Raw genomic sequence first — 24,852 nt, 5'->3', positions numbered from 1 at the left:
GTGCCTTTCAACCTCCTCGTCCTCTCGTGCCTCTTGTACGTGGCCTTCCTCTTCACCGTCGCCTTCCTGGTCGAAAGGCGTGCGTCGCGGGGGCGGCTGGGTTGGCTGCGCTCACCGCTGGTCTACACCCTGTCGCTGTCGATCTACTGCACGGCCTGGACCTTCTACGGTGCCGTGGGCTACGCCGCCCGTTCGGGGCTTGAGTTCCTGACGATCTACTTCGGGCCGACGCTGGTCTTCGTGGGCTGGTGGTGGCTTCTGCGCAAGCTGGTCCGGATCGGTCGGCAACACCATGTCACTTCGCTGGCCGACCTGATCTCGTCGCGCTACGGCAAGTCGAACACGCTGGGCGTCATCGTGACGCTGATCGCCGTCGTGGCGGCGACGCCCTATATCGCTCTGCAGCTGCAGTCGGTCGTCCTGTCCTTCGGCGTCTTCGCAAAGGCCGCGCCGGACGGATCGCGCCCCATGGCCCCCGACCAGATCGCGGTCTGGGTGGCGGTTGGGCTTGCCTTCTTCACCATCCTCTTCGGGACCCGCAACCTCGATGCCCGCGAACAGCACCACGGCGTCGTGACCGCCATCGCGGTCGAGGCGGTGGTCAAGCTGGTGGCGCTTCTCGCGGTGGGCAGCTTCGTCGTCTGGGGGATCGCGGGCGGCGTGGCGGATGTCATCGCCCGGATCGACGCCGCCGACCTTGCGGCCTGGCAGGTCCAGCCGGGGCGCTGGACCGGGTTGATCTTCCTGTCCTCGGCTGCGGTCATCACGCTGCCCCGCATGTTCCAGGTCATGGTGGTCGAGAACGAGGACGAGGGCCATCTCGCCCGCGCAAGCTGGGCCTTTCCGCTGTATCTTCTGGCGATGAGCCTCTTCATCGTGCCCATCGCCGTGGTGGGGCTGGAGCGGATGCCCGAGGGCGCGAACCCCGACATGTTCCTGCTGACGCTCCCCCTGGCCGAGGGCCAGGCCGGGCTTGCGATGCTGGCCTTCCTGGGCGGGTTCTCCTCGGCCACGTCGATGGTGATCGTGGAGTCGATCGCGCTTGCCACGATGATCTCGAACCACGTGGTCATTCCGCTCTGGCTGCGCCTGCGCCCCGGCGCCGCGGCCGAGGATGACTTGCGGTCGGTCGTCCTCAACGCCCGGCGGCTGGCCATCGCGACCGTGCTGGCGCTTGGATATGGCTACTATCACGTCTCGGGCGGGTCTGCCGCGCTTGCGGCCATCGGGCTGATCGCCTTCCTCGGGGTGGCGCAGGTCCTGCCCGCGCTGATCGGCGGCATCTTCTGGCGCGGCGCGACCCGGACCGGGGCGATGCTTGGTCTTACCACGGGCCTTGTCATCTGGGCCTACACCTCGTTCCTGCCCTCGTTCGGGCCGGGTGCCGCGCTGTCTCAGGCGATCTTCTCCGAGGGCCTTTTCGGCCAGTCCTGGCTGCGTCCCCATGCGCTCTTCGGGACCGAGGCGATGGATCCGATCATCCACGCGCTCTTCTGGTCGATGGCGCTGAACATGCTGGCCTTCTGCCTTGGCTCGCTTTTGACCTTCCCGGGCCCGGTCGAACGCCTGCAGGGCGCGGCCTTCGTGAACGTGTTCGAAGGCGCGGTCGGCCCGCAACGCTGGGCGCGCGGCCGGGCCGAGCCCGAGGCGCTTCTGGGCATGGCGCAGCGCATCCTGGGGGAGGAGACGGCGCTCTCGCTTTTCCAGTCTGCGGCCCGGTCGCAGGGGAAAGAGGGCTTCCTGCCCGATCCGACCCCTGCTTTCCTAGACCGGCTGGAAGCGCGGCTCTCTGGCTCGGTCGGGGCCGCGACGGCCCATGCGATGATCAGCCAGCTTGTCGGCCGCGCGACGGTGACGGTCGAGGACCTGATGGCCGTGGCCTCCGAATCCGCACAGATCCTGGAATATTCCGCGCAGCTCGAAGCGCGCGAGGCCGAGCTGACCCGGACCGCCGGCGCCCTGCGGGAGGCCAACGAGAAGCTGACGCAGCTCTCGCTGCAGAAGGACGCCTTCCTCAGCCAGATCAGCCACGAGTTGCGCACCCCGATGACCTCGATCCGCGCCTTCTCGGAAATCCTGACCGAGGGCGGCCTGCCGCCCGATGCGGTGACCCGCTACGGCCGGATCATCCATGACGAGGCGAAGCGGCTCACGCGGCTTCTGGATGACCTCTTGGACCTCTCGGTCCTGGAAAACGGCTCGGTCCAGCTGTCCCTGTCTCTGGCCAGCCTGCAGGGAATGATCGAGACCGCCCTGACCGCCGCGCGGCAGACACGTCCGGACCGCGAGTTCACCGTGGTCCGCGACCTGCCGTCCGAGGCGATCTATCTCAAGACCGACGCTGACCGTCTGACCCAGGTCTTCATCAACCTCATTTCGAACGCCCGCAAATACTGCGATGCGACCCGGCCGGAGCTTCGGATCGTCGTGCGCCAGCGCGCCGGTCGGGTGACGGTGGACTTCATCGACAACGGAAGGGGTATCCCGAAGGACAGCCAGGCGCTGATCTTCGAGAAGTTCGCCCGCCTGACCGACGCCAACCGCGCCGGGGGGGCAGGGCTTGGCCTGGCGATCTGCCGCGAGATCATGACCAACCTCGGGGGCTCGGTCGCCTATCTGCCGGGGCAGGGCGGTGCGGCCTTCCGCGTCACGCTGCCCTTGCGGCTGGAACGGTCGCAGGCGGCCTGAAGCTGGCGGACGTTAACCCTTTCTAAGGGAAGCGCGGGCTAGGGTGGCCTCCGAGGGACCGCCATGACCGACGTGATCCGCCGCAAGATCGACCGTGCCCGCCCCACCCAGGCGGAAGGGGCACCCGGCGCCGACCGGGGCTGGCGCCTGGCGCTTGCGCGTGCGGCGCGGGACGCGATGGGCCTCGACCTCGAATTCCGCAGCCTCGTCGTGGCGCGGCAAAGCCTGGCCGAGGTTCTGGAACAGGCCCCGGACCTCGCGCTGATCGCGCTCTTGGACGGGCCGGGCGGCGGACTTGGGGTCATCATGCTGGCGCCCGTCGTCACCGCCTCGTTCATCGAAAAGCAGACCCTGGGCCGGCTTGGGTCGCAGGTTCCGCCCCCGCGCAAGGCCAGCCGGATCGACGCCGCGATGGTCGCGGGCGTGATCGACCGCGCCCTGATGGGCCTTGACGAAACCCTGGCCGAGGAGGCCGACTTTTCCTGGGCCGGCGGTTTCCGCTACGCCAGCTACCTTGAGGATGCGCGCCCGCTTGGCCTTCTCTTGGAAGAAGACGCATACCGCGTGCTCTCGGCCGAAATCTCTCTTGGCGGCGAGGGGCGCTTGGGGCGGGTCCTTCTGGTCCTGCCCGCCAACGGCCGGGGTGAGGTGCCCGTGGTCCCCGAAACCGAGGCGAAGTCCGATGCCCCGCCCTTCACCGCGGCGCTGTCGGCCCAGGTGATGCAGGCCGATTCCCGTTTGGACGCAGTCGTCGGGCGTCTGACCCTGTCGCTCCGCCAGGTCATGTCGCTGGAAGTGGGTGAGACGCTTGTCCTGCAGACGGCGGCGCTCAACGACATCTCGCTTGAGACCATCGACGGCCAGCGCATTGCCGGGGCACGGCTGGGCCAGCACCGGGGCATGCGCGCCGTCAAGCTGAACGAGGCGGCTGCGGCCCGCACGGGATCATCCTCCGCAAGGCTCGCCCCCTCGGCCGAACCCGTGCCACCCGAACTGCGGGCAGCCGGCTAGGTCAGCCGCCGGCCAGCGCGTCGATCTGCGGGCGCAAGTGCTCCAGCTGGTAGCCAAAGCGCGCGGGCAGGCCGATCAATTCGTCGGTCGACCGCTTTCCCGCATTGGCAAGCGCCCAGACCACCGACGACCGGTTGCCGCTGGCGCAATAGGCGAAGACCGGACCGGACGAAGCCGCGATGGCCGCCGCTTGCGCCGTCACGTTGTCCATCGTCAGCGCCCCGCCGATCACCGGGTTCGCCACGAAGGTCAGCCCCAGCGCCTCGGCCGCCGCGCGCATTGCGGCGGTGTGCAGGTGCGGCGGGATCTCGCCGTCCGGGCGGTTGTCGATCACCGTCACATAGCCAGCCGCCTTGATCGCGGGCAGGTCCCCCGGCTCGATCTGCGGCGAGACGGCATAGTCGGGGGTGATCGCGCGGATTTCCATCTGTCTCTCCATCGGGCGCCGGGGCGCAAAACGAAACCGCTGCGACCATAGCCAGCTTGGTTGGAAAGCGCAAAGCCGTTGACCTGAGTCAAGGCGGGTCCCTGCGCGCAGGTCTAGTCTTCTGGCAATAGAGGAGGACCCGATGCAGGCCAATCTGACCACACCGCTCGCCACCCGCAAAGCCGCGCTGGAGAAGCGTCTGATTGAACTCGGCGCACGCCTCGAGGCGATCGAAGAGGAACTTGATTCGCACCAGAACCGCGATTGGGAGGAACTTGCGACCGAGCGGGAAGGCGACGAGGTGCTGGAAGCCACCGGCAATGCGGGCAAATCCGAGATCACCCAGATCCGTGCCGCGCTGGACCGGATCAGGGACGGCAACTACGGCACCTGCGTCCGCTGCGGTGACACTATCGCCGAGGCGCGGCTGGACCTTCTTCCCTGGACCCCCCTTTGCCGGAGCTGCGCCAAATGACCGCCCGCACACCCGCCGATCTGATCCGCGACGAAGCCGACCTCCTCGCAGCCGGCATGAACCTGCAGCAGCAGGGGCTTGATCTTCTTCTGGCAGAAATGCGCGCCCTTGCCGCGATGATCCCGGGAGAGGAGGGCGAGCCCAAGACCGATGCCGAAGTCGAGGAAGGCTTCGACAACATGCCGGTCTAAAGGTCCCGGTGTGGGTCAGCCCAGCAGGATCCCCGTCACCACCGCCGCCAGGCCCAGGGCCGAAAACCCCACCGCCGCCAGGTTGATGGCCACGACCTTCTGCAATTCTGCCCGCATGGCGGCGTCGTCCAGTCCGGACCGTTTTGCCTTCGTGGCGCGCAGGATGCAGTAGCCAAGCCCCGCAAGCCCGAGGACGGTCAGGGCCGCGCCTGCCCAGATCAATGCCTGCATCATGCCTCTCCCTGTCGCTGGCGCTCTGCTAGCCGGTAAGGCTTCTCCACGCAAGGAGTGGCCGCGCAGGGGCGATCCCGCTTGAACCCGAAGGCATCGGCAGGGTAGGAACCCCGGACCACCGCCAGCCCAGAGGACCGCCATGCCTGACGCGACCGACCCCTATGCCGTCACTGCCGACGAGCTTCGCCAGTTCATCGAACGCTACGAGCAGCTGGACTCGGAAAAGAAGGACGTGGCCGAGCAGCAGAAAGAGCTGATGGCCGAGGCGAAGGGCCGGGGCTACGACACCAAGGTCATGCGCAAGGTGATCGCGATGCGCAAGCGCAAGCCGGACGAGCTGGCCGAGGAAGAAGCCGTGCTCGAGGTCTACAAGGCCGCCCTCGGGATGAGCTGATCAGGGTTCGACCAGCCGGACCCCCGGGATCCGGGCGATCCGGTCCACGTCGCGCAGGTAGGACTGCGTCAGTCGCTCCGCCAGCGCCCCGGTCCAGCCGGGGACATCGGCTTCGACGGCCAGCTTCTCGGGCCGCCCGAACTTTTCCAGGAAGGCCGTGACGATGCGACGCCGCTGCGACACGCTTTGCGGTGGGTGATCGCGGCAGTAGGTCTGGTAGCGCTGGAGGCCCGCCTCTGTCATCAGATCGGCCAAGAGCTCATCGTCGTCCTCAAGCCGGGTATCGGCCGCATGGCCCGAAATCGCCTGCAGCACCTCGGGCCAGATCAGCGGCGCATCCTCGTCGCACCAGACGGTCAGCGGGACCCCGGGGTTGGCCTCCTTGATCGCGCGGATCGTGTCCGACCAGCGCAGTCCCATGGGATCCACCCCTGCCAGCACATCGCCTTGCCCCTTGACAATGACACGTGTCCGAAGGTCGGGCAGGAAGGTGGCGGGGTTGCGGATCGCAAGGTGAAACTCGGCCTCTGCCTCGGGGAAGATCTGGGTGAAGCCGTGCAGCCGCTCGCCGCCCTGGCCATAAAGCCCATTGCCGATCGCGAAGGCCGGGAAGCTGAGGAAGCTTGTCCAGGACAGGATCACCCGTTCTGCCGAAGGGTCATCGATGATCTGGTCCAAGACCATCGCCGCCGCGTCCTCGGTCGCCCGCGCCCCGCGCAGCTGCTTGGCAACGTCGCGCAGAAGCGTCCGGTACCGGGTGGGGGAGGGGACGGCGATGCCCTCTTCGGCAAGCGTCGCGCGGTTCTTCAACAGGCAGCGGATCAGCCGATCCTCGTCGGTACAATGAACCCCCAAATGGTACACAATGCGCATTACGCTCGGTCTCGGTTCCGGCCGACCCTGGCCCGGAGGCGCGACTATACGGGCTTTTCTGGACAGTTAAACCGCTTTCCTGTAACCCGTGACCAGCATGTCCGACCGTTTCACTCAACTTGCCGCCGCCCCCCGGATCCGGCCCGATCTCTGGACGATCGGCGCGGTCCTGATCGCGGTCATCGTGCTGGCCCCGATCGTGTCGATCGCCTGGATCGCGCTCAACCCGACCGAAAACATCTGGCCGCACCTGATGGCGACCGTGCTGCCGCGTTATCTGACGACCACGCTGCTTCTGATGGCCGGGGTGGCCATCCTGACTGCGGCGATGGGGACCGGCGCGGCCTGGCTGGTCAGCCAGTACCGCTTTCCCGGCCGCGACTGGCTGTCCCATGCGCTGCTCTTTCCGCTGGCGATCCCGGCCTATGTCGGGGCCTACGCGCTGGTGGACGTTCTGGACTACGCCGGCCCCCTCCAGTCGGGGCTGCGCGCCACCTTCGGCTGGGCATCGGCGCGGGACTACTGGTTCCCCGAGACCCGGTCGCTTCCCATGGCGATCCTGGTCCTGTCCTTCGCGCTTTACCCCTATGTCTACCTCCTCGCCCGCTCGGCCTATCGCGAACAGTCCGGCCGCGCCTACGAGGTGGCCCGTGCGCTTGGCTGCGGCCCCTGGGGGATGTTCCTCCGCATCGGCTGGCCGCTCGCCCGGCCCGCCATCGCCGCCGGTGTGGCCCTGGCGCTGATGGAGACGGTGGCCGACTACGGCACGGTCCTCCATTTCGGCGTGCAGACCCTGACCACGGGCGTCTTCTCCACCTGGCTCAACGGCGGCAATGCCGGCGGGGCGGCCCAGATCGCCGGGGTGATCCTTCTGCTGATCCTCCTCCTCGTCGGGCTCGAACGGGCCGGACGCGGCGGGGCGCGCTTCCACCGTCTTGGCCGCAGCGCCCAGCCGCACGAACCGGCCCGGATCACGGGCCGCAAGGGCTGGTATGCGACCGTCCTCTGCCTGATCCCCTTCGCTGGCGGCTTCCTCTTGCCCGTCGGCGTGATGCTGGTCCATTCCGCCGCCGCGCCCGAGGGCTGGCTCGCCCCCGGCCTTCTCGAGGCACTGGTCAACACGCTCGTCGTCGGTGGCGTCGCGGCCCTGGCCACGGTCGGGGCGGCCGTCTTCCTGGTCTACGCGCTGCGGATGAAGGGGTCGACCGGGGCGCAGTGGCTGTTGCCGCTGACGCTGATCGGCTACGCCGCACCGGGCGCGGTGCTGGCGCTGGGGCTTCTCCTGCCGCTCGCGGCGCTAGACCACCGATTGGCCGACGGCATCCTGGCGCTGACCGGCCGGGACCCGGGCCTGATGATCACGGGCACGGCCTTCGCGCTTGGCCTGGCCTACATGGTGCGCTTCTTCGGCATCGCGCAGGGGGCGGTGGATGCAGCCTTCGGCCGGGTCTCGCCCTCGCTCTCTATGGCCGCCCGGTCGCTGGGCCGCTCGGCCTCTGGCACGCTGCGGGCGGTCTACCTGCCGCTCATGCGCGGCTCGGTGCTGACGGCGCTTCTGGTCGTCTTCGTCGACTGCGTCAAGGAACTGCCGGCCACGCTCCTTTTGCGCCCGTTCAACTACAACACGCTCTCCACCCGCGTCTTCGAACTGGCCAGCCTGGAACGCCTGTCCGAGGCCGCTCCGGCCGCACTGCTGGTCATGGCGGTCGGCCTGGTCGCCGTCATGGTTGTGGCCCGCCGCCAAGACTGAACCCTTGCACCAGCCGGGCCACGGCGGTAATTGGAACGCGTGGCCCCTATAGCTCAGCTGGTAGAGCATCTGATTTGTAATCAGAGGGTCGGGGGTTCAAGTCCCTCTGGGGGCACCACAGCCAATCTGAACAGCGCCGGGGACCGCCTCTCACTCAAGGGGGTCCTCTGCCGCCCGGCTGACTCGGGGAAGTGCCGGGCGGCAGGGTGACCCTTGCGTCGGGGTCGATGCAAACAGCACACCAATCACTTGCGCGGCGGATGAGGGGACATCACCTCCGCGCATCGACAGATAAGCATGCGACTCGGGCAAGAGAAGGGCAACAGATCGACCGTTTTGCGTTGAATTGCGGCCAACCGGTTTGCCGCGCGACGGACGCAACAATTGCCGATCGGGAATCGATCCGAAAGAATCGTCGGGTGCAATTTCCTTCGGTCGCCCAACTTAAAGTTGCATTGCAGGAAGGCCGGCCGCCAATCGGCATCCCGCTTGGGGACTGTTCATCGATCCTTGACGCCAACCTGTCCAAATCGACAGGTTATGCGGCTGTTTGACATATGCTAATAATTGGAAGGGTTCAGCGCTGGGGTGCAGAACCCATTGTTTCTTTTCACGTGTCCTTTCCCGCCACTGTTTATGGCACATTCCCAATTTGAGGATCGCGCCACCATGTCGTCATCAGGTTCCGTTATCGAGCTGGACCGGTTCCGCAGGATCAAGGAAGCCCTGAGCGGACTTGTCAGACCAGAAGAGCAGAACCGGCCCGAGCCCAGGCTTGCATGGTATCTTCCTGGCCTCAATGGAAAATCCCGGATCAGCACGACCTTTGGCGAGCTGCCGGTCGAAGCCTTGCGCGTGCGGGATGACCTGCGCACCTATTCGGGCGCAAGCGCGACGGTGCAAGAGGTCGACCGCATCCACCTGGACCAGGATTTCCTGCGCAAGCAGCCCAGTGCGCTTCCGATCCGGATCCCCGCCAACGCCTTCGGACCGGGCCGTCCGTCGCAGGACATGCTTCTGTCACCGGGGCAGGAGATTTGCCCCGATGCCCATGTGGCCACGACATTTGTCAAGGCCAATGAGTTGCGCAGCCGTTTCAATCCCGATTTGGCGCAGGCGACCGGATTGACTTATTTCCGTATTCATTGCGGCACCCCCGCAATTGTCCGCGTCGACGGGATTTGGATCCGCATCAAACCCTGATTCCAGCACAAGCGCGATTGTTTCCCGAACGGCCGAAAATCTTTCGGATCAACGCGCTTGAATTACGCCCAGAAAACTGAGCGTCTGCTCAAGATCCGCCCGCAGCTTCGCGTCGGACCGGTTGAAGCCTGAACACAAGGCGTCGAAGCGCTTGCGCAGCGCCTTCTTCTCCTCGCCCTTGCAGTCGTTCCAGGGGCGGCCTTGCAGGCCCATCACCAGGACGTAGTAGCCGATGAAATGCGGACGCGATCCGCTTTCCAGAAGCCGCCGGTAGGCTTCGTCCGCACCCATCTCGCGGATTTCCTCGGCGCTGCCGATCCCGGCGCGGGCAAAGGCCGCTTCCGAAGCGGGTCCAAGGTTCGGGATCGAGGAGACGGGGCTGGGCATGGGGCAGGGGGAAGAACAAAACAGGGCCAGCCTCGCGGCTGGCCCGTGTTTTGTCAACGTGGTCTTGTCGACCAAGAGGCTCTCAGATCGAGGCCCAGTCCCGGAAGATCGGCTGCCCGGCCTGCTGGGTCGAACCACCCGCCTGCTGGCCCTGCTGTTGGGGCGATTGTTGCGTGCTGCCGCCTTGCTGGGGCTGGCTGGGTTTCGTGGCCATCTGACTGCTCCGTTTCCTGGCTCTTTTTCCCATATTGCGCGGGCTTCTGGCCGCAACAAGCCGGGTTCATGTCGATTTTGCGACGATATGGCGAAAACGTGCGACATCGGCAACAGGTCATTGATCACGTTCCGGTTTTCCTGACCCGTAACCTCCGGGCTTGCCGTTTTCCGGCAACAGGTCCACCCTGTCGGAAAGGAGACACCCATGCCGCCCAAGAACCGTTTCGCCGAGCTTCTGCCCGAGATCACCGCCTGGCGCCGCGATTTCCACCAGCACCCCGAACTGCTGTTCGATGTCCACCGCACCGCCGCCAAGGTGGCCGAGCTTTGCCGCGCCTTCGGCTGCGACGAGGTGGTGGAGGGCATCGGACGCACCGGCGTCGTTGCGGTGATCAAGGGCCGGACGGACAGCAAGGGCCGGGTCATCGGTCTTCGCGCCGACATGGACGCGCTGCCCATCAAGGAACAGACGGGGCTTCCCTACGCCTCGACCGTGCCCGGGAAGATGCACGCCTGCGGCCATGACGGGCATACCGCCATGCTCCTTGGTGCGGCCAAATACCTGGCCGAGACGCGCAACTTCGACGGCACCGTCGTCTGCATCTTCCAGCCTGCCGAGGAAGGTGGCGGCGGGGGCCGCGAGATGGTGAAGGACGGGATGCTTGCGCGCTGGAACGTGCAAGAGGTCTACGGGATGCACAACATGCCCGGCATCCCCGTCGGCCATTTCGCGATCCGTCCCGGCGCGATGATGGCCGCGGCCGACCAGTTCGAGATCGTGGTGACGGGGAAGGGCGGCCACGCCGCCAAGCCCCACGATTGCGTGGATACCACCGTCGTCTCGGCCCATATCATCGTGGCGCTGCAGACCATCGCCAGCCGCAACGTCGACCCGCTGAAACAGGTCGTGGTCTCGGTCTGCACGGTTGAAACCGACTCGACCGCCCACAACGTTATCCCGCAGGTCGTGAAGATGAAGGGGACCGTGCGCACGATGGACCCCAAGGTGCAGGACTTCGTCGAGACCCGCATCGGCCAGATCGTCGAGGGCACGGCGCTGGCGCTTGGCGCACGGGCCGAGGTCCATTACTCGCGCGGCTACCCGGTGACCATCAACACGCCCGAGAACACCCACTTCGCGGCAGAGGTCGCGCGCAAGGTCTCGGGCCACGTCGACACCGACACCGCACCGCTGATGGGGGCCGAGGATTTCAGCTTCATGCTGAACGAACGCCCCGGCGCCTACATCTTCCTTGGGAACGGCGACACCGCGATGGTCCACCATCCGGCCTACAACTTCGACGATGCCGCGATCCCCTTCGGATCAAGCTGGTATGCCGAGATGGCCGAAACCCGGATGCCTGCCGCATGATCGCATCGGTGCTCGTCGCGTTTGTTGCCTTGATCCATGTCGGGATCCTCGTGATGGAGATGTTCCTGTGGGAGAGCCCGCGCGTCCGGGCGATCTTCCGCACCACGCCCGAATTCGCCGCCGCGACCCGGGTGCTGGCTGCCAACCAGGGGCTCTACAACGGCTTCCTCGCCGCCGGACTGCTTCTTGCGCTTGTGCAGGGTCTCCCCGGCGCGGGTGAGGGGCTGGCGCATTTCGTGCTGGCCTGCGTGGTCGTGGCCGGGCTCTATGGGGCCGCGACGGCCGGACGGCGGATCGTCTATGTCCAGGCGGCCCCCGCCGCGCTGGCCCTGGTCGCGGTGCTGGCTGGGGTCTAGCTCTGGCGGGGTTCCGCTTGGGCCCACCGCAATCGTTTGCGCGACGGGTCTGCCGTGGCACTCTTCCCGCAATAAGGGAGGGACAGGGCATGATCACGCGGCGCATGTTCCACGCCCGCCTGCTTGCCGTCGCCGCCGCCGCGGGGCTGCCGCCGCTGGCGCCGGCCCGCGCGGCCGAGGGGGGCGAGGCGCGGCTCTGGCTCAACCGCCTGACCTTCGGCGCCACCGCACAGGATCTCCAGTCCTTCGCCGCGCTCGGCCCCGAAGCCTGGTTCGACCGCCAGCTCGCCTTGCCGATCACCGATCCCGCCCTGGACGACCGGCTGGCCCGGGCGCGGCTTCGCATCGCCTATCCAGCCGGACAAGATGAAGACGGCGCAAGCTGGCCCGCCACCGACGAACTTCGCCCCCTCTCCGCGCTGATGGCCGATCCCGCGACGCTTCTGCCGCTGATCGACTGGACCCCCGGTCGCGGCATGGACTACGGCGAGCGTGTCCGCCCCGCGACCGAGGTCATCGCCGCCTCCCTCATTCGCGCGGTCCATGCCGAGGCGCAGCTGCGCGAGGTCATGGCCCAGTTCTGGCACGACCACTTCAACGTCAACGCGCTGAAGGACGAATACACCGCCGCCTTCTTCGCCAGCCACGACGCCCTGATGCGGACCCATGCCTTCGGCAACTTCCGCACCCTTCTGGGCGAGGTCGCCCGCTCTCCCGCCATGCTTTACTACCTGAACAACGCCGACAGCATAGCCAGCCCGGCGAACGAGAACTACGCGCGAGAGCTGCTCGAGCTGCACACGCTTGGCGCGGAGAACTACCTCAACGACCGTTACAGCGACTGGCGGCAGGTGCCGGGGGCCGATGCGGGGCTGGCCGAGGGCTATCTGGACCTCGACGTCTACGAGGTGGCCCGCGCCTTCACCGGGTGGACCGTGGGGGACGGGCGTTGGATCTCGGACGGCGAAACGGCGCCGCTCACGGGCCGCTTCCACTATGTCGCGCGCTGGCATGACCCCTATCAGAAGCGCATCCTCGGCCGCGAGTTCGCGCCGAACCGCGGCCCGATGGAAGACGGGGAGGAGGTGCTGGACATTCTGGCCGCTCACCCCGGCACCGCGCGTTTCGTCTGCCGGAAGATCGCCCGGCGGCTTCTTTCCGACGACCCGGACCCCGCGCTGGTGGACCGGATGGCCGGCACCTTCCTTGCCGCGAAGGCTGCGCCCGACCAGATCGCCCAGGTGCTGCGAGTCCTGGTTCTTTCGTCTGAGTTCGCTGCGCCCGCCACCAAGCTGCGCCGACCCTTCGAATTTCTCGCTGCGCTCTACCGTGCAGCAGGAGCCGAGGTCGATTCTGTTGAAAACGGTTTTCCGTGGTCGCTCGCCCGCGCCGGCTGGCGGCAGCATGACTATGGTCCGCCCACCGGGCACCCTGACCGTCTTTCGGCCTGGACCGGGGCCAGCACGCTCAACCGCTACGTCGATCTGGCGCTGAACGGCCTGCAGGACTGGTTCGATGGCGCCACCGCCGATCTCTCCGCTCTGGCCTCGGATGCCGAAACGGCCGGGGATTTCGCCGCACGGCATGCCGCGGCGCTGGCTCCGGGGCAGGGCGGGGACATCGCCGCTGATCTGGCCGGGGCCTTCGGTTTCGATCCGGGCACGCCCGCCCGTGACTTTTCAGCCGGTGACCGCCAGGGGTTGGCGGAGACGGTCGTCGCCTTTGCGGCGCTGAGCCCGGAGTTCCTGTTGCGGTAGGTGGTTCCATGGCGCGTGACCCGATCCTGGTGGTGATCTTCCTGCGCGGCGGCGCTGACGGGCTGGCGCTGGTCTCGCCCGCCTCGGACCCGGATTTCATCGCCGCGCGGCCAGAGACTTTGCGGGTGCTCCGGGACGGGGACGGGGCCGGTCGGGCGATCCGCCAGGAGATCGCCGATGTGGATTTCCGCTTCCATCCCGCCGCCGCGCCCCTGGCAGACCTTTACGACGCGGGTGACCTGTTGCTGGTCCATGCCGCCGGTCTTCCGGACGCGACGCGCAGTCATTTCGACGCCGAGGCCCGGATCGAGCGCGGACTTTTCGGCGCAGACATCCCGCCCGGCGACCCATCGGGCTGGATCGGGCGCTGGCTGCAGGCCGACGCCCCTGGCGGCCCCATGCCCGCGCTGGCCGTGGGTGCCATGCGGCCCGCAAGCCTTCTGGGCGCCGAGGCCGCAGTGGCGGAGAGCCTCGCCGATCTGGTGGTCGCCCCCGATCACTGGCTGTCCGACCTTTTGCGCGCCCGGCTGCAGTCGGGCTTCGGGGCGCATGGACCGCTAGGCCGTCCTGTGCAGGATCTTCTCGGCCTTTCCGACCTCATCAAGGGCCGTTTCTGGTCGCCCGCCGACGCAGGGCTTCGCCGCTACGATCCGACGGTCGACTACCCCCAGGACAATCCGGTCAGCGCCCCTCTGATGACCGTCGCCCAGTCCATCAAGGAAGAGATCGGCCTGCGGGTCGCAACCGTCGACGTCCCGGGCTGGGATACCCATGTGAACCAGGCCGGGGCCTTTCACGGTCTGGTCGGGACGCTGTCACAGGCCCTCATGGCCTTCTGGCGCGACCTTGGCGCCTGGCAGCAGGATGTCTCGGTCGTGGTGATGAGCGAGTTCGGCCGCCGCCTTCGCTCGAACACCGCGGGCGGGACGGATCATGGGCGCGGCAACGTGATGATGGTGCTCGGCCCCCAGGCGCGGGGGGGGCGGATGGTTGGCCGCTGGCCGGGTCTCGGCAACGAGGCGCTGGAGGAAGGTGCGGACCTCGCCGTCGTGACCGACTACCGCGACGTGCTGTCCGAGCTTCTGTCGGGACACATGCGGCTTGCCGATGTCGGCACGGTCTTCCCCGGCTTGCGGCGCACAACTCTTGGGTTGTGGGCCTAGGGCCGGACCGAAGCGATCCCTGGACAGATGGGGTTGCGGGAGTGGGGCTTCTGGCAGATAATTCTTGCTGTTGAGGCGAGGGTGAATGGGACACGCGGGCCAGCCTGATACGAAGAAGGCACAACCTGCGCGGGTAGAGCTCCGCGTGGTCGAGCTCATGAATCGGCTCCTCGACGTCACGCCCGAGACCATGGACCAGCGCATCGACGAGGTCCTGGCCAGCCTCGGTGAAAGCTACGGCTTTGCCCGCACTTTCCTTTTCACCTACGCGGCGGGATCCGGCTACCGCAACACCCACGAATGGGTCGCCCCGGGCGTCCGGCCGCTGAAGCCGGTGATGCAGGTCGTCCGGCAGGTGGTGCGTCCGGCCTGGCACCAGGCCTTCATCGAAGGACGGATCGTCGCGGTGCTGGACCCTTCCGAGCTTGCCCCCGGCACTCCCGAACGGCAGTTCCTCGAGGACATCGGCGTGAAGTCCACGCTGATGGTCCCGCTCAGCGAAGGTGGGCGGCTGTTCGGGATCATCGGGTTCGACTGCAACCGGCCGGACCGGACCTGGCAGGACGAGGCGGTATTCTTCTTGACCTCGATCGGACGCGCGCTGTCGTCCGTCGTCCTTCGGGTCGAAGCGGCCCGGGCCGAAGCCGCCTCGCGCGCGCATCTTGCCGCCACGCTGAACGCCCTGCCGGACCTCGTGATCGAGCTTGCACCCACCGGCGAGGTCATCGCCTGCCACAGCGACAAGCTTCCGTGGCTCTCCGGCCTAGTCCGGGGTGGTATCGGTCGCCATGTCGCCCAGATCCTGCCGCTGCCGCTGGCGCAGCTGATGACCGAGATCCTCGCCGCACCGCCCAATGACAGCACGGCCCTGACGCGCCGGGTCGGGGTCTCCACGCTGGTGACGCCGCACCGCTACGAGGTCTCGGTCGCCCGGATGGGACTGACGCCGCAGACGCAGGCCGCGAACCTGATCGTGGTGATCCGCGACATCGCCGCTTCGGATCGGTCCAGCGAGATGACCTCGTTCCGCGAGGGCCAGTTCACCGCCTTCTTCGAGATGTGCCCGCATCCGATCCTGGTGAACGATTACGACACCGGCGAGATCATCGACGTGAACCGGGCCTTCAAGGATGTCTTCGGGCTTGATCCGCAGGCCGGCATCAACCTCCAGGTGCAGCAGATCCTGCCCCAGGATGGCGAATGGCTCATCCAGGGCGCCCGCGCCGCGCTGCGAACCGCCCAGACCTACGGCCCGGTCGAAGCCACGTTCCGCTGCAAGGACGGCCACGCCTTCCCCGCCGTGGTCCGCTGCTTCGTCAGCGTCGACCCGAACGGCCGCCGCCTTGTCTGGTCGCTGATCGAGAACATGATGGAGATCCGCGCCAAGGAGGCCGCGCTGCAGGCCGGTCGCGATGCACTTGAAGCCACGCGATCCCGCTTCATGGCCGCCATCGAAGCCTTGGACGACGGCTTCGCCATCTTCGACGCCGAGGACCGCCTGGTCCTCTGGAACACGCCTTACGTCCGCGTCTTCTCCCGCATTGCCGACCAGATCCGCGAGGGCGCGCTCTACGACGACCTGCTCCGCGCGGCCATCGCCAATGGCGTCTTCGGTGCCGAGGGCGAACGCGACGACGCGAACCTCCAGCGCCGCCTTGACCGCCCGCTCACCGAGGTCTGGGACAACGAGGACGAACTGGCCGACGGACGCCTGATCTGGGTCCGCGAACGCGCCACCCCCGAACGCGAGACGGTGGGGCTTTACGAGGACGTCACCGCCCGCCGCCTGGCCGACCGTCGGCTTCAGCAGGTGGTCGAGGGCGGCGGGATCGCGGTCTGGGACTGGGCGTCCGACCACGGCTTCACCACGATCAACGACAACTGGGCCACGATGCTGGGCCTCGGCTCCGCGCCCACGGTGGCCGACCTGATCGATCTCGTCCATCCCGAGGACCGGATGGCGGTCGTCGAAACCCAGCGCGATCTGTTCCTCTCGGGCCGCGACAGCTTTTCCCTGCGCTGCCGCGTCCGCCATTCCAGCGGCAAGTGGGTCTGGCTTCTCACCCGTGGCCATGTCGCCGCGCACTGGGCTGACGGCAGCCCCCGCCGCATCTCCGGCATCACGCTGGACGTCTCGGTCCAGGCCGAGGCCGAACAGCGCCTCGCCCATGTCATCGACGGCACCAAGGTCGGCACCTGGGAACATGACATGCGCAGCGGTGTCACGCTGGTCAGCGACCGCTGGGCCGAGATTCTTGGCTACCACGCGGTCGAACTGAACCCAATGTCCCTGCAGCGCTGGCTCGACATGCTGCACCCGGCCGACATGGAAAGCCTGATCGCGCACGAGCGTGAGGCGTTCGAGTCCGGGCAGTGGCAGGTCGAACACGAAGTCCGGCTCCGTCACCGCGAAGGCCACTGGGTCTGGGTCCTCACCCGCGCCCAGGTCGCGGAATGGGACGAGACCGGCCGCCCGGTCAAGACCAGCGGCATCAACCTCGACATCTCGGCCGCAAAGGCGCTGGAATTCGCCCTGGCCCGCGAACGCGACACGCTGGCCCGCGTGATGGAGGCCTCGGTGTCCGGGATCGTCGTCGTCGACGAACGCGGCGCGGTCGTCTTCTCGAACGCCGCGGCAGACCGGGTCCTGGGCCGGCATGTCACTCCGGGAAGCCAGCTTCTGTCTCTTCTCGGCACTGCCGATCTGTTCGACCTCGGCGGCAACCGGATCGCCCCCGACGAGCTTCCGGTCGCGCGCGCGCTGGCGGGCGAGCCGGGGATGCACGAGCTCCGCCATGACCTGCACTGGCTCTCCGGCGAACGCCGCGTGGTGGCAGCCACCTCGGCGCGCCTCTCGGCCGCGGCGACCGAGGCTGCCGTCGTCTGCACCTTCACCGACATCACCGACGAGGTGCAGAACCAGGACCGGCTCCGTGCCGCGATGACTGCGGCCGAGACCGCAAACCGCGCCAAGTCCGATTTCCTGGCCGCCATGAGCCACGAAATCCGCACGCCCCTGAACGGCGTCCTCGGCATGGCGACGGTGCTGGCCGGGCGGCTCTCCGATCCGACGGAACAGGCGATGGTCCGGGTCATCCGCGATTCCGGCGAGCATCTCCTTGGCGTCATCAACGACATCCTCGACCTCGCCAAGATCGAGGCTGGCCGCCTGGTCCTCGATCCGCGCCCGATCAGCCTGCCGGACATCCTCTTCCGCGTCGCCGCGCTGCACCAGATCTCGGCCATCGACAAGGGGGTCAAGCTGGTCATCCGCTGCACCGGCGACCCGGATGGCGAGTTGCGCCTGGGCGACGAGATGCGGCTCATCCAGATCCTGCACAACCTCATGGGCAATGCGCTCAAGTTCACCGACCAGGGCCAGGTCAGGGTCGTCATCGACTGCTCCTTGCCCGACAGCATCGCCATCGAGGTGCGCGATACCGGCATCGGCATGTCCCCCGACGAGATCGCCCGCGCCTTCGAGGAATTCACCCAAGGCATGGGGGGCTCCCGCCGGAGCCATGTGGGCACGGGCCTTGGCCTGCCGATCGTCCGCCGCCTGGCTCGGCTGATGGGCGGCGACGTGTCGCTCTCCTCGGTGGAAGGGCAGGGCGTCACCGCGCGGGTCTGGCTGAAGATCCCCGTCCTCGCCGAAGGCTCGCGGCGCGACGCCGATGGCAGCGCGCTCCGCCTGCCCGCGATGAAGGTGCTGGCGGCCGAGGACAACGCAACGAACCGGATCATCCTGCAAAGCATGTTGCAGGCCCTCGGTGTCGAGACGGTGATCGTTGCCGATGGGTCCGAGGCGCTGGAAAGCTTCCGGACCGGCAACTACGACGCGGTGCTGCTCGACATCGCCATGCCGGGGATGGACGGTCTCGACACGCTCGAGGCGCTGACCGCCCTTGCCCGGGATCTGGGCCGCCCGGCCCCCCGCGCCGTCGCGGTGACGGCGAACGTCATGACCCACCAGGTCGATGAATACCTTGGCCACGGCTTCGCCGCCGTCGTCGCCAAACCGATCCGGATCGAGATGCTGGGTCAGGCGCTTTGGCAGTGCGTCGACCCGCAGCATGCGACCTGACACGTCGCGATTGGCTTTGACAGGCAGGACCTCTGTCCGCATTCTTCCCGTAACGGGCGCAGGCACGCGCCCCTGGTAACTGGTGACGGTGGCGGCGGTGCGGTCCCTTGCCAGGCCCGCTGCAGGTCCATCGCACCCCTTGCGGCGCGGAGGTGACATGCACGATCGTCTGGACCCCCTGACGCGGGCCCTCTCGCTGCCGATCTGGCACGGCGAGGCGACGGCGACCCCGCTTGGGGGCGGGATCACCAATCTCAACGTCCTGGTGACCGATCAGGTCCGGCGCGCCGTGGTGCGGATCGGCGACGATATCCCGGTCCACCAGATCATGCGCTTCAACGAACTGGCCGCCAGCCGCGCCGCCCATGCCGCCGGCGTGTCGCCCGGCGTGATCCACCATGAACCGGGCGCACTGGTCATCGACTTCGTCGAGGGCCGAACCATGACGGCCCAGGACCTTCGCGACCAGGAAATGCTGGAACAGGCGCTCGCGCTCGTCATGCACGCCCACCGCGACATTCCCCGCCATTTGCGCGGACCGGCGTTGACCTTCTGGGTTTTCCAGGTGGTGCGCGACTATGCCAAAACGCTTGAGGAGGGGAACTCGCGCCACCGCCCGGCGCTGGCGGGTCTCCTGGCCGAAGCCGAGGACCTGGAACGCGCCGTGGGCCGGATCGAGATGGTCTTCGGCCACAACGACCTTCTGCCAGGCAACTTCCTGCACGACGGCAAGCGGATGTGGCTGATCGACTGGGACTATGCCGGCTGGGGCTCGCCGCTGTTCGACCTGGGCGGACTGGCCGCGAACAACGGCCTCGACACCGCGCAGGAGGACTGGCTCCTCGGCGCCTATTTCGGCGCGCCCCCCGATGCGGATCTCTGGCGCCGCTACCGGGCGATGAAGGCCGCCGCGGCCCTGCGTGAGGCGATGTGGTCCATGGTCCAGGAAATCCACTCGCAGCTCGACTTCGACTACCGGGCCTATACCGCGGAATACCTCGACACCTATCGCAAGGCGCTGGCCGCGACGCGCTAGGCCGCCGCGCGGGCGAGCGCGCAGAAAGCTTCGAGACCTATCTCCTCGGCCCGCGCCGTGGGCGGGATACCGACGCCTTCCAGCACTGCCTCGATATCCGGCCGCAGGCCCTTCAGGCTCGCCCGAAGCATCTTGCGGCGCTGGTTGAAGGCCATCGCCGTTATGCGCTGCAGGGCCTTGAAGTCGCAGGGAAATCTTGGCTGAGGCAGGGCAGTCAGCTGCACCACCGCCGAATGGACCTTTGGCGCCGGGGTAAAGGCTTCGGGCGGCAGCGTCATCACGATGCGGGCGTCACAGCGATACTGGGCCAGAAGGGCGAGGCGGCCGTAGTGCTCTGTTCGCGGCTTCGCAACAATCCGCTCTGCCACTTCCTTCTGGAACATCAGCGTCAACGACGACCAGAGCGGCGGCCATTGCTCCGGCGTCAGCCAGCGGATCAGCAGCTCGGTGCCCACGTTGTAGGGCAGGTTGGCCACGATCTTGAAGGGTGGGCTCAGATGCGCGGCCAGGTCCAGCTCCAGCGCGTCGCCGTGCAGGACCTCCAGCCGGCCCGGATAATGCGCCGCGATCTCGGCCAGCGCGGGCAGGGCGCGCGCATCCTTCTCGACCGCCACCACCCGCCGCGCGCCTTCCGCCAGAAGCCCCCGCGTCAGGCCACCGGGGCCGGGACCCACCTCAAGCACGTCGAAGCCCGCCAGGTCCCCCGCCGCCCGCGCGATCTTCGCGGTCAGGTTCAGGTCCAGCAGGAAGTTCTGCCCCAGCTGCTTCTTCGCCACCAGCTCATGCGCCCGGATCACCTCGCGCAGGGGCGGCAAGCCGTCGATCGTGCCCAAGCTCAGCCTTTCATCTTTGCCCAAATATCCCCGCCGGAGGCATCCGCCGCATCAAACCCCGCGCGCCGCCGCCATCTCGCGCGCCATCCGCAACGCCGCAATCAGGCTCGTGGGGTCCGCGACGCCGCGTCCCGCGATGTCATAGGCCGTCCCGTGATCCGGCGAGGTCCGCACGAACGGCAGCCCCAGCGTCACATTGACCCCGCCCGCGAAGTCGATCGTCTTGATCGGGATCAGCGCCTGGTCGTGATAAGCACAGACCGCCGCGTCATAGCCCTTCCGCGCGCCCGCATGGAACATCGTGTCCGCAGGCCAGGGGCCGGAGACCTCCAGCCCCTCCGTCCTTAGCCGGGACAGCAGAGGCCGCATCATCCGCTCCTCCTCCCAACCCATCGCCCCGCCTTCGCCCGCGTGCGGGTTCAGCCCCGCCACCGCGATGCGCGGTCGGGCGATCCCGAAATCCCGGATCAGCCCCGCACACGTGATCCGGATCGTCTCTTCCAAGAGCGCCTCGGTCAGCGCCCCCGGCACCTCGGACAGGGGAATGTGGATCGTCGCCGGAACCACCCGCAAGCCCGGGCAGGCCAGCATCATGACCACCCGCCCGACCCCCGCCAGGTGCGCCAGGAACTCGGTATGCCCCGGAAAGGCGAAGCCCGCCCCATCCTTCAGCGCCTTCTTGTTGATCGGCGCGGTGCAGACCGCCGAGCCCTTGCCCGCCTCCACCAGCCGGACCGCCCGCTCGATCACGGCCACTACGCCCGCCGCATTGGCTGGATCGGGCTTCCCCGGCGCCGCCGCGCCCGCGAAGTCCTGCCGCAGCACCGCCATCGGCCCATCGCCGGGGATTTCACCCTCAGCGACCTCGCGCCATTCCGTCCCCTTGGGCAGATGCGAAGGATCACCGATCCAGACGAAACGCTCGCCCGCCGCCCAGGCCTTGGCCGCGATTTCCGGCCCGATCCCGGACGGGTCGCCGCAGGTCAGAAGAACCGGAGCGCTCACGGCTCGCGGATGATCGCGGCCGCGCGCAGCTCTTCCAGGTAGCCCTCGGCCAGACCTTCCAGCTTCTGGTTGATGACCTGCTCGCGCACCTGGTCGCGGGTGGGCGCCGGGTCCAGTACCGCCTCGCGGCCGCAAAGCATCAGCATCCGCCGCAGGCCGCCCCGGGTCAGCGCCACGGAAATCTCGTTCGGGTCCAGCTTCGCCAGTTCCAGCGCCACATCGCCCGGCACCTCGCCCATCCCGGCCTTGGCCAGCGTCACCCGATCGGTCTGGCCGCCTGACTGGGCCTGCAGCATGTCGCAGTCGTCCGCCGCCGCCCGGATCCGCGCGATCTCGGCCGCGTCGTCGGGGACCAGGAGTTCCACCCATTCGACCGAGACCGAGATCGGTTCCGCCGAAGTATCCTCGGCCACGTCGCGCAGCAGGAACAGGACCACGGCCCCCGGTACCGCGACCGGATCCGACACCTCGCCCGCATCAAGCGCCAGGATCTTCTGCCCGATGGCCGGCGGCAGGTTCGACAGGGGCAGCCAGTCCAGCCGGCCGCCGGCCCCCGCCGTGGGCGCCGCCGAATAGCGCCGTGCCGCCTCGGCAAAGGCACCTTCGCCCGAGAGGCTGTCCGAAAGCTCCTGCGCCTGGGCCATCGCGGCCTCTTCTTTGCCCTGCGGCGCCGGGATCACCAGTTCGCTTGCCAGCACCTGCAGCGCCTTGGGACGCGCCGAGGCCTCAAGCGCCTTGTCCACGTCGGCTTCGCTGATCGGCACCTGACCCAGGAACTTCGCCCGCACCACCTGGCGCCACAAAAGCCCGGCCGAGACGAAATCGCGGAACGTTTCGGGCGCGATCCCGGCCTTGGCCAGCTCGCCCACGAACTGTTCGGTGGACAGGTTCGCCCGGCCCGCGAATTCAGCCAGGCCGTCGGTCAGCTCTTTCTCGGTCAGCTTGATGTCCAGCCGCTCCGCCTCGGTCTGGCGCAGCCGATCCTCGATCAGCGCCTTCAGAGCCTCTTCCTCGGGGTTGCCCGGCGCGCGCAGCACCCGCAGGAACAGGGCGCGCTGCTGCACTTCATACTCGGTGACGGCGCGGTCGTTCACATAGACCCGCGGGGCGAACAGGTCCTGCGCGAAGGCCGGGGCAACCACCGCCGGACCCGCCAGCACAACGCCCATCGCCACTGCGGCAGCCTGCCGTTTCAGAACCGAAAATCGCATCGCTTGCGTCGCTCTTCCTCATGCCGCGGGTCTTTGGCCCGCCCTTGCTATTGCCTGCAGGTCCGTGCGGGACCCCCGGTGACACCGCTGCCAAAGCCCACCAGGTCCAGCGACAGGCCGAAATCCGTCGTCGGCGACACACTAGTGGATGACGTGAAACGACGCGAGAGGGAAACGTCAAACCGCACGCATTCGTTCAGGAACTCCAGACCCAGCCCGGCCAGAGTGCCCTGATCGCCCTCGAAATCGTAGCGGCCCGAAACCTTCGCGGTCCAGTTGGGGTTGATCTTGCGGCGCGCGTCGAAGGTGATCTCCTGGATCGGGTCCGGGCGGTTTTCCAGCGGGTCCGCCACGGCCCAGATCATCGACGAGCTGAAGGCGGTCTTCGGCGAGCTCAGCGTGAAGCGGGCTTCCGCCTTGGTGACGCTCAGGTCGTCATCCAGCACCACGCGGCCGCTCAGCGCCAGGCTGTCCGACAGGGTGAACGTCGCCCCCGCCAGCCAGTCCGACCTGTCCCCCGCAAGGCCCGAGCCGGGGCCAAACTGGCCAAGATCGCTTTCCCGAAAGACCCTGCCTAGCGTAAGCCCCATAGACCAGCCATTCGGGTCGTGGCGGGTCCAGCTGATCCCCACATTGGCCCGCGGCCCGCGCTCGACGGCATCGGACCCGGGAAAGCGGTCCAGCGCGAAGAGGTTGCCCTCATCGAACTCGACCAGCACGGAATCCTCGTTCGGCAGGCGCTCGGCGTTCGAAGATGCATAGACAAGCTGCACGACGGGTTCGATCACCTGGACCGCGCCGCCGGCTTCGGTCTTGCTCCAGGGCCAGCGCAGCTCGACCCCGGCCGAGCCATGCGTGCGGCTGGTGCTGCCGCCGAAGGTCGCGTCCTCTGCGATGGTATAGGCGTCCGCCGTCACTTCGCCAAGGATCGTGCCCTCGATCCCCATCGGCAAAAGGAAGCTGCGCCGCCAGTCGATCCGGGCCGAGATCCGCCCCAGATCCCGGCCATCGGCGATCCCGTCGCCGTTGCGGTCCACGGGGTCCGTGGAGCTGCGGGAATGGTTGTGGGTCTGCAGCCGCAGCCCGCCTTCGCCCCCCAGGGGTCCCAGGGAAAAGCGGCGGTGGAAGGTCAGGTCCGCGATCACGGTCGGAATCGTGGTGTTGGTCTCGGTGTCGCGCAGCGTCTGGAAGCTGATGATGCGCCCCGAAATATGTTCGTTGCGCCGCGTGCGCTTGATCTCGACCCGGCTGTCCAGCCGGTCGGAATTGTCGATGCCATAGTCCAGCAGATAGGACCGGTCGGTCACGGTCTGGCCATCGAAGCTCAGCTGGAACCGTTCGGGCAGCTGGAAATACCCCTTCGCCCGCAGATAGCCACGGGTCTCGCCCTCGATCAGCTGGTCACGGGTCACCGCCCCCTCCAGTTCGATCCACCCGGTCGCGAAGGCCCGGCGGTAGCGCAGGCCCAGCGTTTCGCTTTGCCGGGCGGTCAAATAGGGGGTCAGCGTCAGGTCGGCCGACTGGCCCAGGACGATGAAATAGGGCACCCGGATCCCGGTCCCGAGGTCCGAAGTGGTGCGGATCGACGGCATCAGGAAGCCCGTGGCCCGTTTCAGCGTCGGATCGGGCATCCGCAGGCGGGGGATGTAAAGCACCGGGACGCCGGCAATCCGGAACTGGGCGCGGTTGAAGTAGATCTGCCGCTCGACCTCGTCATGCACGACGCGGCGGGCGCGGATTTCCCACAAGGGGGTCGGGCTGCCGGGACAGACCTTGCAGGACGAGGCCGCGACGTTCTGCAACGCGGTGTACCGGCCCGAGACGCGCATCATCCGGTTCGCGGCCAGTTGCAACTGCTGGTTCAGGACCAGCCGGGCACTAGTGAGGATGCCCTCGGACAGGTCCGCGGCCAGTTCGGCCTGGCTCGCCAGGATCAGGGTTTCGCCCGACTCCTCGGTCAGCACGATGGGGCCGGTGATCTCCAGCCGGTCGGTTTCCTGGTCAAAGACGATGCGGCTGGCCTTGAGGCGGCGACCCTTGAAGAAGACCTCCACGTTCCCGTCCGCGATCAGGCGCGTATCCCCGGTGATCTCCAGGTTGTCCGAGACCAGCGTCGCGCTGTCCTGCGCCGCGGCGGGCAGGGCGAGGGACAGAAGAAGCGCCAGAAACGCCAGAAGCCGCACCAT

22 protein-coding genes and 1 tRNA gene are annotated in these 24,852 nt (G+C 67.7%); 14 read left to right on the top strand and 9 right to left on the bottom strand.

Annotated elements, in window-relative coordinates:
* Both ACE3Q6_RS00580 and ACE3Q6_RS00575 read left to right on the top strand, forming a co-directional pair.
* On the top strand, positions 1-2,688 hold the full coding sequence (locus tag ACE3Q6_RS00580; RefSeq protein WP_374426551.1) for an ATP-binding protein: 2,688 nt from the start codon (positions 1-3) through the stop codon (positions 2,686-2,688).
* A 63-nt stretch (positions 2,689-2,751) separates the two neighbouring features.
* Positions 2,752-3,699 carry a FliM/FliN family flagellar motor switch protein gene (locus tag ACE3Q6_RS00575; RefSeq protein ID WP_374426549.1) on the top strand — a complete coding sequence of 316 codons (948 nt, stop codon included), beginning with the start codon at positions 2,752-2,754 and terminating at the stop codon, positions 3,697-3,699.
* A 1-nt stretch (position 3,700) separates the two neighbouring features.
* Here ACE3Q6_RS00575 and ACE3Q6_RS00570 read toward each other — a convergent pair whose 3' ends face one another.
* A complete protein-coding gene (locus ACE3Q6_RS00570) occupies positions 3,701-4,126 on the bottom strand; it encodes a TIGR01244 family sulfur transferase (protein WP_374426546.1) in 426 nt (141 codons plus the stop codon).
* Between the two features lie 142 nt (positions 4,127-4,268).
* Here ACE3Q6_RS00570 and ACE3Q6_RS00565 point away from each other — a divergent pair, with 142 nt between their 5' ends.
* Together ACE3Q6_RS00565 and ACE3Q6_RS00560 are read left to right on the top strand one after the other, a co-directional pair.
* Positions 4,269-4,601, top strand: coding sequence for a TraR/DksA family transcriptional regulator (locus ACE3Q6_RS00565; protein WP_374426544.1), 333 nt, complete (start codon positions 4,269-4,271; stop codon positions 4,599-4,601).
* Positions 4,598-4,792 (top strand): hypothetical protein, encoded by a 195-nt coding sequence (locus ACE3Q6_RS00560; protein ID WP_374426541.1) that lies wholly within the window; start codon positions 4,598-4,600, stop codon positions 4,790-4,792. Before ACE3Q6_RS00565 ends, ACE3Q6_RS00560 begins: the two co-directional genes overlap by 4 nt.
* Positions 4,793-4,807: 15 nt before the next feature.
* Here ACE3Q6_RS00560 and ACE3Q6_RS00555 read toward each other — a convergent pair whose 3' ends face one another.
* Positions 4,808-5,023, bottom strand: a complete 216-nt coding sequence (locus ACE3Q6_RS00555; protein WP_374426538.1) for a hypothetical protein — start codon at positions 5,021-5,023, stop codon at positions 4,808-4,810.
* Positions 5,024-5,165: 142 nt separating this feature from the next.
* Between ACE3Q6_RS00555 and ACE3Q6_RS00550 the strand changes: the two genes are divergently transcribed.
* Positions 5,166-5,420, top strand: coding sequence for a DUF2312 domain-containing protein (locus tag ACE3Q6_RS00550; protein ID WP_374426536.1), 255 nt, complete (start codon positions 5,166-5,168; stop codon positions 5,418-5,420).
* On the opposite strand, the gene ACE3Q6_RS00545 is transcribed toward ACE3Q6_RS00550, so the two are convergent.
* Positions 5,421-6,293 carry a hypothetical protein gene (locus tag ACE3Q6_RS00545; protein WP_374426533.1) on the bottom strand — a complete coding sequence of 291 codons (873 nt, stop codon included), beginning with the start codon at positions 6,291-6,293 and terminating at the stop codon, positions 5,421-5,423.
* A 97-nt stretch (positions 6,294-6,390) separates the two neighbouring features.
* Here ACE3Q6_RS00545 and ACE3Q6_RS00540 point away from each other — a divergent pair, with 97 nt between their 5' ends.
* The 3 genes from ACE3Q6_RS00540 (at position 6,391) to ACE3Q6_RS00530 (ending at position 9,246) form a co-directional block, all read left to right on the top strand.
* Positions 6,391-8,043 carry an ABC transporter permease gene (locus tag ACE3Q6_RS00540; protein WP_374426530.1) on the top strand — a complete coding sequence of 551 codons (1,653 nt, stop codon included), beginning with the start codon at positions 6,391-6,393 and terminating at the stop codon, positions 8,041-8,043.
* Between the two features lie 42 nt (positions 8,044-8,085).
* Positions 8,086-8,161: transfer RNA gene (locus ACE3Q6_RS00535), tRNA-Thr, on the top strand.
* A gap of 518 nt (positions 8,162-8,679) precedes the next feature.
* The gene (locus ACE3Q6_RS00530) at positions 8,680-9,246 is read left to right on the top strand and encodes a Hint domain-containing protein (RefSeq protein ID WP_374426527.1); all 567 of its coding nucleotides are present in this window, start codon (positions 8,680-8,682) and stop codon (positions 9,244-9,246) included.
* A gap of 48 nt (positions 9,247-9,294) precedes the next feature.
* On the opposite strand, the gene ACE3Q6_RS00525 is transcribed toward ACE3Q6_RS00530, so the two are convergent.
* Both ACE3Q6_RS00525 and ACE3Q6_RS00520 read right to left on the bottom strand, forming a co-directional pair.
* A complete protein-coding gene (locus ACE3Q6_RS00525; protein WP_374426524.1) occupies positions 9,295-9,633 on the bottom strand; it encodes a TfoX/Sxy family protein in 339 nt (112 codons plus the stop codon).
* Between the two features lie 82 nt (positions 9,634-9,715).
* A complete protein-coding gene (locus tag ACE3Q6_RS00520; RefSeq protein ID WP_374426521.1) occupies positions 9,716-9,847 on the bottom strand; it encodes a hypothetical protein in 132 nt (43 codons plus the stop codon).
* 207 nt (positions 9,848-10,054) lie between these two features.
* Here ACE3Q6_RS00520 and ACE3Q6_RS00515 point away from each other — a divergent pair, with 207 nt between their 5' ends.
* The 6 genes from ACE3Q6_RS00515 to ACE3Q6_RS00490 all read left to right on the top strand — a co-directional run bounded on the left by ACE3Q6_RS00515 (position 10,055) and on the right by ACE3Q6_RS00490 (position 19,617).
* The gene (locus ACE3Q6_RS00515; protein ID WP_374426518.1) at positions 10,055-11,221 is read left to right on the top strand and encodes a M20 aminoacylase family protein; all 1,167 of its coding nucleotides are present in this window, start codon (positions 10,055-10,057) and stop codon (positions 11,219-11,221) included.
* The gene (locus ACE3Q6_RS00510) at positions 11,218-11,577 is read left to right on the top strand and encodes a DUF1304 domain-containing protein (RefSeq protein ID WP_374426516.1); all 360 of its coding nucleotides are present in this window, start codon (positions 11,218-11,220) and stop codon (positions 11,575-11,577) included. Before ACE3Q6_RS00515 ends, ACE3Q6_RS00510 begins: the two co-directional genes overlap by 4 nt.
* A gap of 89 nt (positions 11,578-11,666) precedes the next feature.
* Positions 11,667-13,334, top strand: coding sequence for a DUF1800 domain-containing protein (locus ACE3Q6_RS00505; protein ID WP_374426513.1), 1,668 nt, complete (start codon positions 11,667-11,669; stop codon positions 13,332-13,334).
* Between the two features lie 8 nt (positions 13,335-13,342).
* Positions 13,343-14,497: a DUF1501 domain-containing protein gene (locus ACE3Q6_RS00500; protein ID WP_374426510.1), complete on the top strand. Its 1,155-nt coding sequence runs from the start codon at positions 13,343-13,345 to the stop codon at positions 14,495-14,497.
* 145 nt (positions 14,498-14,642) lie between these two features.
* Positions 14,643-18,581: a PAS domain-containing protein gene (locus ACE3Q6_RS00495; protein ID WP_374426507.1), complete on the top strand. Its 3,939-nt coding sequence runs from the start codon at positions 14,643-14,645 to the stop codon at positions 18,579-18,581.
* Positions 18,582-18,738: 157 nt separating this feature from the next.
* Positions 18,739-19,617, top strand: coding sequence for a phosphotransferase (locus tag ACE3Q6_RS00490; RefSeq protein ID WP_374426504.1), 879 nt, complete (start codon positions 18,739-18,741; stop codon positions 19,615-19,617).
* On the opposite strand, the gene rsmA is transcribed toward ACE3Q6_RS00490, so the two are convergent.
* From rsmA to ACE3Q6_RS00470, 4 genes are read right to left on the bottom strand one after another with little or no spacing between them, the layout of a single operon-like run.
* Complete coding sequence (gene rsmA / locus ACE3Q6_RS00485) at positions 19,614-20,450, bottom strand: 16S rRNA (adenine(1518)-N(6)/adenine(1519)-N(6))-dimethyltransferase RsmA (RefSeq protein WP_374426501.1); 837 nt, start codon at positions 20,448-20,450, stop codon at positions 19,614-19,616. The genes ACE3Q6_RS00490 and rsmA overlap by 4 nt on opposite strands.
* Positions 20,451-20,501: 51 nt before the next feature.
* Positions 20,502-21,455: a 4-hydroxythreonine-4-phosphate dehydrogenase PdxA gene (gene pdxA / locus ACE3Q6_RS00480; RefSeq protein ID WP_374426498.1), complete on the bottom strand. Its 954-nt coding sequence runs from the start codon at positions 21,453-21,455 to the stop codon at positions 20,502-20,504.
* Positions 21,452-22,666: a peptidylprolyl isomerase gene (locus ACE3Q6_RS00475; RefSeq protein WP_374426495.1), complete on the bottom strand. Its 1,215-nt coding sequence runs from the start codon at positions 22,664-22,666 to the stop codon at positions 21,452-21,454. The genes pdxA and ACE3Q6_RS00475 overlap by 4 nt, the downstream gene beginning before the upstream one ends.
* A gap of 47 nt (positions 22,667-22,713) precedes the next feature.
* A complete protein-coding gene (locus ACE3Q6_RS00470) occupies positions 22,714-24,852 on the bottom strand; it encodes an LPS-assembly protein LptD (RefSeq protein WP_374426492.1) in 2,139 nt (712 codons plus the stop codon).

Origin of the sequence: Tabrizicola sp. (assembly GCF_041913445.1) — a bacterium.
In the GTDB taxonomy this organism is placed as follows: Bacteria; Pseudomonadota; Alphaproteobacteria; order Rhodobacterales; family Rhodobacteraceae; genus Tabrizicola.
The sequence above is the reverse complement of the archived record's forward strand: the minus strand, read 5'-3'. Positions and strand labels throughout refer to the sequence as shown.